A 13003-nucleotide genomic window follows, 5' to 3' on the forward strand; every position below is an offset into this window, starting at 1 on the left:
GCGACATCACTTCACACCCACGTCCGGGGGCGGAAACGGTTGGCCCGCTCCACCAGTTCGATCCTCTCGTCACCGCGCTGCGCGAGCCGGGCCAGCATCCGGTACGAACGCTCGAGGCCGAATCTCAGGCCCCGCTCGTCCAAGGGGCTGCCCAGGAGCAGGGATCCCGGCGAGGACGAGGACCCCTGCGGTGGTGCGGCACCGCGGCTACCGGAGAGTACCCAGTCCAGGGCCGTGCCCAGGACCTCGGCCGACAGCTGCTCGCGGCGTACCGCGTCGAGCCCGAACTGCTGCAGCGCCTCGACCTGTCCCGCGGCCGCGGTCAGATCGTCGAGCAGCGGCTCGTGCACCGCCTGGTCCCGCAGCCGCGCCCGTACGGCCGCGACCCGCGCCGCCGTGTAGTGAATGGATGCCTCCGGTACGGACTCCAGGGTACGCACCGCGCTGCGCCGGTCGCCCGCCGCCAGCTGCACCCGCGCGAGCCCGAAGGCCGCGCTCACATAGCTCGGATCCGTCGTCCACACGAGGCGGTAGTACTCCGCCGCGTTGTCCAACTGCCCCAGGACCTCGGCACATACGCCGAGCGCGAGCTTCGGGGCGGGTTCGCCGGGGAACGCGTCGTAGATCGCGTCGAAGGCCAGCGCGGCGCTTTCGAAGTCGCCCGTCGTGAGCGATCCCACACCGCGGTACCAGACGACACGCCAGTCGTCGGGGTGCGCGAGCTCCAGATTCTCCAACAGCTGGGTGGCGGGCGCCTGTTCGTTCATCTCGAGGAGCGCCCGCAGCTCACGCAGCCGCAGCTCGATCGAGGTCGTCGGGGCCGCGTGCAGGGCCGTGATCAGCTCGGCCGGCGCGGCGGCCATCAGACCCGCGAGGAAACCCGCGTTGGGGTCACCGGGCGAGACCCGCGGCACCGGCAGCGCCAGCGCCGTCGCCCCGTGCTCAAGGGCCCGCACCGGCGAACCGCCGGAGGCGGGCGCGGGCAGCGTGGACGGCGGCGGGGAGCCGGGGGCCGGGGGCATCGCGGGCAGCGCGCCCTGCGGGCCGCCCGCGGGCAGCTGCCCGGGCTGCGCCGGGATCGTCGGTACGGCGCCGGGGTTCAGCGCGGCCGGAGCCGCACCGCCCCGTCGCGCCTTGCGGCCGACGGGCGCGGCCCGCACACCGAGCCGGGACACCTCGCCCTCCTGCTCGCGGAACAACTCCGTGTCCGTGACGCGCACTTCGGAGCCGAACAGCGTCGACAGCGCGGGCCGCGGACGGCTCGTCTGCAGCGCCACGACCTCGCGCAGCACACCCGTCAGCTGCTCCGCCATCTCCTGCGCGGAGGAGAACCGGCGCGCCGGGTCCGGGTCGGTGGCCCGGACGAGCAGCCGGTAGAAGGACTCGTACGTGCGGAAGACCTCGATGTTGTCCGGGTTCGGCAGGGAGTCCACGAAGACGTTCGTATAGCCCTGGAAGTCGAAGGTCAGGACCGCGAGGGTGCGCGCCACCGTGTACAGGTCGGAGGCGACGGACGGGCCGACCTCGGCGACTTCGGGGGCCTGGTAGCCCACCGTGCCGTAGATCGCGGACTCGTCGTCGTCCATGCGGCGCACCGCGCCCATGTCGATGACCTTGAGCTGGTCCTCGGTCTGGATCGCGTTGTCGACCTTGAAGTCGCAGTACAGGAGATTGCGGCTGTGCAGATGCCCGAGTGCCTCGAGCGCCTCGATGCCGAACGCGCAGGCCTGCTCGACCGGCAGCGGATCGCGCTTGCCCTCCGGCGTGCGCCGCCCGTTGGCGATCTCCTTGAGCGACTTGCCGCCCACGTACTCCATGACGATGTAGCCGTCGAGCGAGCCCGTGCGCTGGTCGAGGTGCTCCACGAAGTTGTAGATACGGACGATGTTGGAGTGCTCGATCTCGGCGAGGAAGCGCCGCTCGGAGATCGCCGCCTCCATCGCGTCCTGGTCACCGGTGTCGAGCAGGCCCTTGAGAACCACCCAGCGGTCGGAGACCGCGCGGTCCACCGCGAGATAGACCCAGCCGAGCCCGCCGTGCGCGAGACAGCCGACGACCTCGTACTGCCCGTGCACGATGTCGCCGCCGCTCAGCTTCGGCACGAACGAGTACGGGTGGCCGCACTTCGTGCAGAAGCCCTCGGTGCGCCCCGGCCGCTCCCCGCGCGCCCGGCCCACCGGCGCACCGCAGTCGGAGCGCGAGCAGAATCGCTTCCTCTCCGGAACCTCGGGGTTGTCCTGGACCATCGAGCGCGGGTCGGGCCGCGGCACCTGCGGCACGGTGACCAGACCGACGCCGAGCTTGCCGCGCCCCGAGGACGCCCCCGTCGTCCCCGTGGAGCGCACGGAGACACTGCGCGACGACGTACTGCTGCCGGACAGACTCCGCGAGAGCCGCCCCGAGACCGAGCGCCGCGAGGACGAGGAACGCGACGAGGCCCGCGAGGAGCGGGACGAACGCGACGAACTCGACGACGAACTGCTGCCCTTGCCGCCCCCGGTGATCCCGGTCGGCGGCGAGGACACCATCCCGTTGGGGGAGACGACGGGCGCGAGCCCGCACGTGTCGCAGTACAGCTCGCCGCCGCCCATGTCCTCATAGGTGCCGGTGCAGTTCGGCCGCTGGCACTTGGTCTCGGTGCTCACTCTCAGTCCCCCCTACGGTCCGACGGCTGTCCCTGATGCGGTACGCGGGGTGCGAGCACCTCGGCCGCCGCGTGCTGGTAGCGCAGCACCGCCTGCTCGGCCACCCGCAGATCGCAGGGCGCGCTCCACAGCATCCGGCGCGCCGCGTCATAGCGCTCGATGAGCAGCGGATCCTCGGCCGCGCCGTGCCGGGCCACCTTCGCGCGGTACGCGTCGAGACGGCCGCGCAGCTCCGCGCGGACCGCGAGCGGCTGCGTCACCTTCTCCAACGACTCGCGGGCGCGCAGCAGTTCGGTCTCGGCCTTCTGCTCCAGGGATTCGAGCAGTGGCGACAGACGGTGCCACTGGGCGCTTCTGCGGTACTCGGCGGCGGTCGCCAGCTGCTCCTGCAGCACGGTCGGCGGACCGCTCACCGCCGGCACCTCCGACGCGGCGATCTTCGCGAGCACCTCGCCGCGCGCCGCCCGCGCCTCCGCGAGCGTACGGTCCGCGCGCGAGAGCAGATCCCGCAGCTTGCCGAGCCTCAGCTCGGCGTCCTGGCGCACTCCGAGCACCGCGTCGATCTCGCGGCGCACCTCCTCCAGGGCGCGCGCCTGGCCGTCGTAGCGCTCGGTGTCGGGACGGCCGCCGCCGGGCGCCGAGGAGCCCGGCGTGGGCCGCCAGAACGCCAGCGGGTCCGAGATCACCTGCGCCCGCAAGGTGGTCAACTCCTGGGTGATGTGCTCCAGATCGTCCCCCGCCGGATGCTCGCCGGGCCGTACGCCCACCGACTGGGCGAGCTGACGGGTGCGGGCCAGCTCCGCGGAGAGCAGGTCGATCCGGGCGGGCAGCGCCGACCACACCGCGTCCGCCGCCACGACCATGTCGAGCGACGACGCGTACAGCCCGTTCATCCGTTCCACGAGCGCGCCGATCGTGAACCGCTCCGACAGCTTCATGGGCCCGGTCAGCGAAGCGGGCGCCCCGGTGGCCGGAGCGCCCCCTGCGATGGTGACGCTGTCGCCGCGCAGCAGCTCCGTGAGCTCCACCAGCTCCTCACGGCTCGGCCAGCGGCGGCGGGCCCGCAGCTCGCGGGCCGTGGTGAGGGCATCCGTATAGGCGTCGAAGTACGCCCACAGGCGGGTGATCTCCTGCTCGGCCGCGGACCAGCGGTCCTTCGTGGTGCCCGTCAGCTCGGCACCCTCCAGGAGTCTGCGACCCGCGTGGTCCTGCAGCGCGAGCAGCGAGGTCTCGATGGCCTCGTGCTCGGCGCCGAGGCGTGCGAGCGCACGGTCCACCTCGTCCCGGTCCATGACGGGACCGGCGGCTCCCGTGGCGCCCATGCGTGTCGTTCCTCTCTGCCGTGCCCGAGCCCTGCTGTGCCGGTGGGGCCGGCGCCCTTGATTCTGTTCGGCCTGTGCCCCGCCAAGTGGGCGGTCAGTCCTTGTACTTGGCAGCGGGCGGTCCTGCCTCTCCGAGACCTGCGGCCAGCCACTTGTCGTACGACTGCTGCCAGCCGTCCTCGCGATAGTCCTCGAGCACCTTGTTGACCCGGCGCACGAGGTCCTCCGAGCCCTTCTTCATGGCCACGCCGTAGTACTCGGGGTCGAGCGTGTCGGGCAGGACCTTCACCGTCGGGTCCTGCGCGGCCTGGCCCGCGGCGAGAGCTCCGTCCGTCACCACTGCCTCGGCCTCGTCGAGCTGCAGCCGTACGAGGCAGTCGAGCTGGTTGGCCACTGTGACTGTGTCATCGGCACTGTGGCGCTGGGCCTTGAGGGCCTCGAAGGCCGTGGAGCCCGAGGCGACGCACACCTTGTGGCCCTTGAGCGAGTCGAAGCCCTTGATCTTCGAACCCTCGGGGACCAGGATCTGCTGACTCGTCTTGAAGTAGGCCGAGGAGAAGTCCACTTCCTTGGCCCGGTCGCAGGTGATGGTCATGGTGCGCACCACCATGTCCACCTGGTTGTCGTTGATGGCGTTGATGCGCTCCTGGGTGGGGACGGCGCGGAAGACCACCTTGGACGTGTCCGGGTCGTCGAGGATCTCGGCGGCGATCCGCTTGGCCAGATCGATGTCGAAGCCTTCGAGATCACCGGTGTTGGGGTTGCGGTACCCCCAGCGGTAGCTGTTCTGGTCGATGCCGACGACAAGCTTCTTCTTCGCCTTGATGGCCGCGATGGTGGGCTCCGCCCCGCCGCCCCCGGGCCGCAGGCTCACCTCGTCGGGATTGCAGTCGGCGGCACGCGCGGGTGACGCGTGCGCCACCCCCTGGCCGCCCAGGTCCGGCTTGTCGCTCGCATGACGGAGGGGCAGCAGGGTGAACACGGCGGTGCACACGCACGCGAGCGCCATGGCGCCCACGCCGCCCCACCCCCGCAGCCGGCTCGCCTTGGCCATGGTCCGGATCCGGGCCGCGAACGGCACCGGCTCGCCCTCGTTCCTCGTCTGCCTCATGGCGCCCCCTCTCACCGGTACTCCGACAGCCTGCGCCCGATGCCGAGCACCGCGCCCGTGGCGGCGAGCACCGCGAGGACCGCGGCGCCGACGGGCAGCCCGGTCATGGCTCCACGGCCGTCCTTGGCGGCGCTGCGGAGGTCCTGCTCCTCGTGGTCGATGGCCTTGGCGAGCGCGGCATCGGCCACATCGAAGCATTCACCGGTGGGCTTCTGCTTCAGTTCGCCCACGACCCTGGACAGCGCCTGGTCGTAGTTGCCGCCGTCGTCGGCCTTGCGGGCCTCCGCGTGGCGGACGTCCCACTCCTTGACCGCGTCCATCGACTCCCGCACCGGCGCCTTGCCCGCGTCGTCCTCGGCGAGGTCGAGAGCGGCCTGCAAGGTGCCCCCGCGCTTGTCCTTGCCGCCGTCGAGCGCGTCCATCTGGCCCTTGAACGCGACCTCGTAGACATCCTTGCCCTCGTTGGGCTGCCCCTTCGGCACGGTCTCGGCGCCGCGCGCGACCAGCGTCAGGTTCTCGCCGCCGCGGGCCTGCAGGATGCCGATCCGCGCCTCGTTGAGGGTGTTGAGCGAGCGCACGCCCTCGTCGTACGAGCCGGACAGGCCGCTGAACGCGACGGTGTGCCCGACCACGAGCCACAGCAGCACGACGGTGCTCGCGGCCGTCGCGGCGACGAGGCCGTGGTTGAACACACGGTTCGTCCTGCGGTAGTTGCGGACCTGGGCGCGCGCCAGCCCGCCGAGCGCCACGACGCCGAGCGCGATGGCCGCCCACGGGTAGGCCTTGGCGTCCGCATAGTCCGCGTCGAGCTGCTTCTTCTCCGCCTCGTAGAGCTCCTCGGCGGCGGGCAGCATCTTCTTCTGCATCAGATCGTTGGCGTTGCGCAGATACGCGCCGCCGAGCGGCAGGCCCTGGCGGTTGTACGTACGCGCCGTCTCGATGCGCTCGGCGTACTCGGGGAGCAGCCGGTTCAGGCGTGAGATGGTCTCGGCCGACTTGCCGGTGCCGCGGCTGCTGGCCGCGGCCGTGGTGAGTTTCTCGGCGGCGGTGTCGAGGTCCTTCTGGAAGCGGGCGTTGGCCTCACGCTGGTACTTCGCGTTCAGCTCCTTCTGGTCCGCCTCCCGGTCCTTCTGCACCTCGGGGTCGTCGGACTTCTCCGGCTGCCGGCCGGCCGCCAGGAAACCGCTCGCGGCGGCCGTGTTGGCGTCGGCGAGCGAGCCGTAGATCGCCGCCGCGTCCGCGCTCAGCGGCTGGCTCCGGTGCAGCACATCATCCGCCGCGGCCGACCGATCGGCCATCTGCCATGCGGTGATGGCCCCGAAGACGATGACGAGCACCGCGATCACCGCACCGATGATCCGCAGCCGCCCGGGCTCCGTGGTCGAAGCGGCCCGCAGGCGGTCGGTCAGTTCTGCGCGGGCGCTGCGGCGTTCGGGCAGGGCGGTGGGCTCGGGTGGTGGCGGTGCCGCGCCCTGTGGTGGCACAGCGGGCAGTGTCGGCGCGGCCGGAACCGGCGGTGCCGCGCCGCCATTGGGCGGGTATGTCACGCTTGACCTCCCCCTTGGTCATCCGTCGAACGCGTCCCCGGCGGCAAGTATGGCCGCCAGGACGGACATCCGCGCCATCGTTCACTCGATCTTGTTCGGATCGTGCTCCGGGGCCCCCGCCATTAATACGTCATCGGCATCCGTTCGGTTCCCGATCCCCCGTCCGATCGCTGAAACCCCGACGGCCCCGTCCGGCACAAATGTGCCATGGCAGGTAGTCGCCACTCCTGACTCTGGTGCAACTCCCCTTCGCGGCGCGCCAATAGACGGCGGCAACACGCGAGATCACAACGCGTAAGGGGTCAGCATGGCAAGACGTACCAGAACCGGGCGTACCAGATACGGGCGTACCGGATATGCGGGGATCGTGGCGGCCACCGCCGTCGCGCTCCTCGCCACAGGGATACCGCAGGCGCCGGCGGCGCAGGGCGGGGAACCGGGCGGGGGAGCCGCGGCCGATCCGCGCACCTTCCGTACGCCCGCCACCAAGACGGTGACCCTCGTGAGCGGCGACCGGGTCTCCCTCACGGGCAGCGCCGACGGCCTGCAGGTGACATCCGTGCAGCCGGGCGAGGGGCGCGAGAACATCGCGTTCTCGCGGGCGCGGGTCGAGGGCCGTGAGTACGTCATCCCGGTCGACGCCACCGAAGCGCTCGCCCAAGGGCGCCTGGACCGCGCCCTGTTCGACGTCAGCACGCTCGCCGCGGAGGGCTACGACGACGCCTCGCGCAAGACGATCCCGCTGATCGCCACCGAGCAGACCGAGCTGGACGGCGCGGCCCGCAAGGCCGAGTACGACGGGCTCGGACTGACCGCCCGTACGGTCAAGAAGTCCGAAGCGGCGGAAATCTGGGCGGACTTCATCAAGGCGGCGAACGGGAAGAGCCGGGCCGCGCAGGCCACCAGGCTGTGGCTGGACGGCAAGGTCGAGGCGAGCCTCGACAAGTCCGTGCCGATGACCGGGGCGCCCGAGGCCTGGAAGAAGGGCCTGGACGGCAAGGGCGTGAAGGTCGCGGTGCTCGACACCGGCGCCGACGCCACGCACCCCGACCTCGCCGGCAAGGTGGCCGCCGCGAAGGACTTCACCTGGGACGAGTCCCCCGAGGACTTCAACGGGCACGGCACCCATGTCTCGTCCACCATCGCGGGCGGCGGCCAGGCCTCCGGCGGCCGCTACAAGGGCGTCGCGCCCGGCGCCGAGCTGATCAACGGCAAGGTGCTCGACGGCGGCGGCAGCGGCTACATCAGCTGGATCCTCGACGGCATGGAGTGGGCCGCCGCGCAGGACGCCGACATCGTGTCCATGTCCCTGGGCGGTGCGGCCTCGACCGGTGACGACCCGCTGACCCAGGCCGTCGAGCGGCTGACCGCCGACGGCGGCCCGCTGTTCGTGATCGCCGCGGGCAACGAGGGCAAGCCCGGCACCGTGGGCTCCCCGGGCGTCGCGCCCAGCGCCCTGACGGTCGGCTCGATCACCAAGCAGGGCGGGATGTCCGCGTTCTCCTCGCAGGGCCCGGCGCTCACGGAGGCCGCGGTCAAGCCCGAGGTCACCGCGCCCGGCAGCGCGATCATGGCGGCCCGCGCCAAGGGCACCTCCGAGGACGCGAGCGGCAACGAGCACTACGTGACGATGAGCGGTACGTCGATGGCGACCCCGCACGTCGCGGGCGCCGCGGCCATCCTCAAGCAGAAGCACCCCGATTGGGACGCGCAGCAGCTCAAGGCGGCGCTCGTGGGCAGCGCGCACGCGGTGCGCGACGCCGGGGTGTACGAGCAGGGCGCGGGCAGCATCGACATCCCCGACGCGCTCGGCGCACAGGTGCAGGCCTCCCCGGCGGCCGTCTCCGCGAAGTTCCAGGGCGCGGGTGCCGAGGACGTCACGCGGGAGGTGACGTACCGCAACTCCGGTACGCAGGACGTCCGTCTGCGTCTCGACGTGGACGGTTCCGAGGCCGTGAGCCTCGCCGACGAGCGCGTGACCGTGCCCGCGGGCGGCAGCGCGAAGGCCACCGTCAGGATCGACGCCTCGCGTGCCGCGGTCGGCACGCACAGCGCGTGGATCGAGGCGCGCGGGACGGACGGCAGCCGCGTGCGCACCCCCGTCGGCGTCGAGACGACCGCCGACAGCGCGCGGCTGACACTGAAGCCCGGCGCGCTGCGGGACGGCGTGAGCCGCGCGTACACGCATGTCGTGTGGCAGAACGTGAAGACGGGCGCCTCCGACATCGTCGGCTTCACCACCGACACCGAGGAACTCACGCTCCCCAAGGGCGAGTACCGCCTCCTCGCGGACGTCTGGGAGTACCGCAACGCGGGCAACGGCGTCACCACCGCCATGTCCACCGTCTCCCTCGCCGAGCGCGTGCGGCTGGACGGCGACAAGGCCGTGACGATCGACGTCTCGGACGCCAAGCCGGTCACGATCGGCGTCGACGACCCCGCGATGCGCCAGGAGCCGGGCTCCGCGCAGGGCATCGTCTCCGACCCGGGGACGGGTCCCACGGGGATCCTCACCCCTGTGTTCACCGGCAACTTCACCCCGTACACCGTGAAGAGCGAGCCCATGGAGGGCGTCACCTACTTCGCGGCCGGGACCTTCGCCGAGCCCTTGATGCGGGCGAGCACGGTCGGCGGGAAGCGGCTCGACGTCGACGTCCGGCCCGTCTACTTCGCGCGGATCGACTGGGACATCGAGGGCGAACTCGCCGACGCGGGCACGGGCGCCGACCTCACCGGGCTCGAACTCGCCGGCAAAATCGTGCTGTTCACGCCCGAGTCCGGTGCGAACGGGGCCGAGCGGACCCGCCGCTACCAGGCGATCATGGAGCAGAAGCCCGCCGCGGTGATGTTCGCCGGGTCGTGGCTCGACTCCGAGCCGGACGACAACATCGTCCTGACCCAGGAGCCCGCACCGACCCTGCTGCGCGAGCGCCTGGCCGCTTCGGACGGTCCGGTGAAGCTGGAGATCGTCGGCAAGCGCAACACCGGTGACAAGTACTTCACTTTCCACACCTCGAAGGACGGGGTGCCGGGCGGTGCGCGCTGGACCGACCGGCGCAATGACCTCGCCGCGGTCGACCACAGCCTGCGCACCACGGGGTACCCCAACGACCCCAAGGCGCTGTACGGATGGGTGACGTACGAGGGTGCGGTGCTGGTGCAGCAGCAGGTGATCGTGCGGGCGCCGCACCGGTTCACCGCGTACTACACGCCGGGGGTGCCGTGGACGACGGCGACCTTCGAGTACGCCACCGAAGTGGCGCTCGGCGCGCAGTACACCGAGCCGACGGTATACCGGGCCGGGCGGGCGCCGCGCCAGGACAACTGGCTCACCGGGCCGTTCGGGCCCGCGCTCGGGCAGAGCACGCTGTACGGGAACACGCCCGTCGCGCGGGACGGGGACCGGCTCGAACTCGACGTGCCGATGTTCTCCGACGCGGGCGGTCACCGCAGCGAGCGGGTCGCCTCGATCGAGAGCGGTTCGACGGAACTCCGCACCTCAGGTGGTGAGTTGATCGGGCGGAACGGGTTCGGTGGGCGCGGGGCCTTCGATCTGCCCGCGCGGCCCGGGTGGTACACGCTGAGTGCGTCCGCCACCCGTGAGGACTCGTCCTGGTACATGGGGCACTCCGTCCGTGACACCTGGAAGTTCCGGTCCGGGCGTACGGCGTCCTCGCGGGCGGTCGCGCTGCTGGACGTGCGGTACGACATGGCCGGGCTCGACGGGGACAACTCCGTCGCCCCCGGGCGGCCGTTCACCTTCGGGGTGTCCTTCCCGTACCAGGAGGGGTCCTCCGGGGCTCCTGTCGGGAAGGTCGCGGTGGAGTACTCCACGGATGACGGCGGTACGTGGGCGTCGGCCCCGGTGTCCCGTGCACGGGGCTCCTGGTCGGTGACCCTGCCGGGTCTCGACCAGTCGCGGGTGTCCCTGCGGGTGACGGGTACGGCGGCGGACGGTACGTCGGTGACCGAGACGGTCACGCGGGCGCTGAAGGTGGGGTGCCCGGAGGACTGGTGCGCCTACGCGCCGTCGTGGCCGAGCTGGAACGACTAGGGGTCGAGTGAGGGCGGGGTGGGGCGGGGGCGGGTTCGAGTCCGCCGCCCCACCCCGCCCCGTACCTGCTCAGCCCATCCGGCAGGGCACCTCCGCCCCTTCGTACGCCCTCCGGACCCGAGCCACCACATCCTCCTCGGCCCCCAGCTCATCCAGCCCCAGCAACGCAGCCCCCAGCACGGGAGGCGCTGTCACGACATGGGCCGTGGCCAAGGGGGCCACGGAGGCGAGGCGGGTGCTGATGCCCGTGGTGAGCCGGGGATGGCGGGCCGCCAGGACGCTGCCGCCCAGGATCACCGGGACCGGGGCGGACAGGAGGCCGAGGCGGTCGAGGGCGACACGTGTCATGGCGACCACCTCCTCCGCGAGCCGGTCCACGATCGACCCCGCGATCGGGTCGCCCTCCGCGGCCGTCGCGAACAGGACGGGCGCCAGCTCGTGCCGCCGCAGCAGCGAGATCCGCTCCAGGTGCAGCGCCTCGATGAGCGCATACATCGAGGGCAGCCCGAAGTGCCCGGGCAGCGTGCGCGCGAGCTCCGTGGGCGCGCCCCGCCCGTCCTCCGCGCGCGCCGCGAACCACAGCGCCTCCTCGGCGATGCCCCAGCCGCCGCCCCAGTCGCCGGAGATCCGGCCGATCGCGGGGAAGCGGGCGGTGCGCCCGTCGGGCGTCATGCCCACGCAGTTCATGCCCGCGCCGCACACCACGGCCACCCCGAGCGGTGTGTCCACGCCGGCCCGCAGGATCGCGAAGGTGTCATTGCGGACCAGTGTCGCCGCACCCCAGCCGCGCGCGGCGACCGCGGCGGTCAACTCCTCCTCCTCGACGGGCAGGTCGGCGTTGGCGAGACACGCCGACACCTGCCGCACCGACCGCACCCCGGCCGCCTCGAAGGCCTCCGCGACCGTCACCGCCAGGGCGTCCACCGCCGTCTCGACGCCCACGCGCGGCGGCTGGAAACCGCCGCCCCGCGCGGTCGCGAGGATCGTGCCGTCGACGCCGACCACCGCGACGTCGGTCTTGCTGTTGCCCGCGTCGATGGCGAGCACACTTGCCGTCAGGCCCACGCGAGATGCTCCCGGTTGTGTGCGATCAGCCGGTCCGTGAGGCCTTCGGCCGCGTCGTACTGGCCGATGAGGGGATGGGCGAGCAGTGCCTTGAACACGCGGTCGCGGCCGCCGCGCAGAGCCGCCTCAAGGGCGAGGTCCTCGTACGCGGTGACATGGGAGATCAGCCCGGAGTACAGCGGATCGAGGGCCGGGACCGCGAGCGGGCTCGCGCCCTCGCGGCCGACCGCGGCCTGTACCTCGATCACTGCGTCGTCCGGCAGGAACGGCAGCGTCCCGTTGTTGTACGTGTTCACCACCTGGTACGGCGAACCTCCCCCGCCGAGCAGCGACGCCGCGAGGTCCACGGCCGCCTCCGAGTAGAAGGCGCCGCCGCGCTTGGCGAGCAGCTCCGGCTTCTCGTCGAGCGCCGGGTCGCCGTACATCTCCAGCAACTGCTTTTCCATCTCGGCGACTTCGGCCGCGCGCGACGGCTTGGTGCCCAGCTCCCGTACGACCTCGTCGTGCGCGTAGTAGTAGCGCAGGTAGTAGGAGGGGACGACGCCGAGGCGGTCGAGGACCGAGCGCGGGATGCGGAGCATCGAGGCGAGCTCATCGCCGCCCTCGGCCAGGATCTTCGGCAGGACGTTCTCGCCGTCGGGCCCCCCGATCCGTACACCGAACTCCCAGGTCAGGTGGTTCAACCCCACGTGGTCCAGATGGACTTGGGAAGGGGCGACGCCGAGCGCCGAGGCCCAGCGGCGCTGGAAACCGATCGCCACATTGCACAGCCCGACGGCCTTGTGGCCGGCCTGCAGCAGCGCGCGGGTCACGATGCCCACCGGGTTGGTGAAGTCGATGATCCACGCGTCCGGGTTGGTGCGCCGGACGCGCTCCGCGATGTCCAGGACCACCGGGACGGTCCGCAGCGCCTTGGCGAGACCGCCCGCGCCCGTCGTCTCCTGGCCGACGCAGCCGCATTCGAGCGGCCAGGTCTCGTCCTGGTTGCGCGCCGCCTGCCCGCCGACCCGCAGCTGCAGCAGGACGGCGTCCGCGCCCTCCACGCCCGCGTCCAGATCGGAGGTGGTGACGATACGGCCCGGGTGACCGAGCTTCGCGAAGATCCGGCGGGCCAGACCGCCGACCAGCTCCAGGCGCTCGGCCGCGGGATCGACGAGCACCAGCTCCTCGATCGGCAGGACCTCGCGCAACCGGGCGAATCCATCGATGAGTTCGGGGGTGTACGTGGAGCCGCCCCCCACTACTGCGAGCTTCACGAC

General features: G+C 71.9%; 7 protein-coding genes. 1 reads left to right on the forward strand and 6 read right to left on the reverse strand.

The genetic code is table 11. The features are described 5' to 3' along the window. Window positions 1–11: 11 nt before the first annotated feature. The 4 genes from ACIBI4_RS34255 to ACIBI4_RS34270 all read right to left on the reverse strand — a co-directional run bounded on the left by ACIBI4_RS34255 (window position 12) and on the right by ACIBI4_RS34270 (window position 6625). The gene (locus ACIBI4_RS34255) at window positions 12–2591 is read right to left on the reverse strand and encodes a tetratricopeptide repeat protein (RefSeq protein ID WP_399208195.1); all 2580 of its coding nucleotides are present in this window, start codon (window positions 2589–2591) and stop codon (window positions 12–14) included. Between the two features lie 56 nt (window positions 2592–2647). After that, window positions 2648–3967, reverse strand: coding sequence for a hypothetical protein (locus ACIBI4_RS34260; RefSeq protein ID WP_399208145.1), 1320 nt, complete (start codon window positions 3965–3967; stop codon window positions 2648–2650). A 94-nt stretch (window positions 3968–4061) separates the two neighbouring features. Next, entirely contained in the window at window positions 4062–5021 is a 960-nt protein-coding gene (locus ACIBI4_RS34265; protein WP_399208196.1) for a glutamate ABC transporter substrate-binding protein, read from the reverse strand. Between the two features lie 68 nt (window positions 5022–5089). Next, window positions 5090–6625, reverse strand: a complete 1536-nt coding sequence (locus ACIBI4_RS34270; protein ID WP_399208146.1) for a hypothetical protein — start codon at window positions 6623–6625, stop codon at window positions 5090–5092. A gap of 307 nt (window positions 6626–6932) precedes the next feature. Between ACIBI4_RS34270 and ACIBI4_RS34275 the strand changes: the two genes are divergently transcribed. Next, entirely contained in the window at window positions 6933–10679 is a 3747-nt protein-coding gene (locus ACIBI4_RS34275) for a S8 family peptidase (RefSeq protein ID WP_399208147.1), read from the forward strand. 69 nt (window positions 10680–10748) lie between these two features. Here ACIBI4_RS34275 and ACIBI4_RS34280 read toward each other — a convergent pair whose 3' ends face one another. Together ACIBI4_RS34280 and ACIBI4_RS34285 are read right to left on the reverse strand one after the other, a co-directional pair. Further along, window positions 10749–11744: an N-acetylglucosamine kinase gene (locus ACIBI4_RS34280; protein WP_399208148.1), complete on the reverse strand. Its 996-nt coding sequence runs from the start codon at window positions 11742–11744 to the stop codon at window positions 10749–10751. Further along, window positions 11735–13000 (reverse strand): 6-phospho-beta-glucosidase, encoded by a 1266-nt coding sequence (locus ACIBI4_RS34285; RefSeq protein ID WP_399208149.1) that lies wholly within the window; start codon window positions 12998–13000, stop codon window positions 11735–11737. The genes ACIBI4_RS34280 and ACIBI4_RS34285 overlap by 10 nt, the downstream gene beginning before the upstream one ends. Window positions 13001–13003 lie beyond the last annotated feature (3 nt).

The organism is Streptomyces sp. NPDC050418 (assembly GCF_044458745.1).
In the GTDB taxonomy this organism is placed as follows: domain Bacteria; phylum Actinomycetota; class Actinomycetes; order Streptomycetales; family Streptomycetaceae; genus Streptomyces.

Excerpts from the sequence above, each read along its gene's own strand:
- ACIBI4_RS34255 (WP_399208195.1), bottom strand. The coding sequence starts at position 2,591 with ATGGGCGGCGGCGAGCTGTACTGCGACACGTGCGGGCTCGCGCCCGTC.
- ACIBI4_RS34260 (WP_399208145.1), bottom strand. The coding sequence starts at position 3,967 with ATGGGCGCCACGGGAGCCGCCGGTCCCGTCATGGACCGGGACGAGGTG.
- ACIBI4_RS34265 (WP_399208196.1), bottom strand. The coding sequence starts at position 5,021 with ATGGCCAAGGCGAGCCGGCTGCGGGGGTGGGGCGGCGTGGGCGCCATG.
- ACIBI4_RS34275 (WP_399208147.1), top strand. The coding sequence starts at position 6,933 with ATGGCAAGACGTACCAGAACCGGGCGTACCAGATACGGGCGTACCGGA.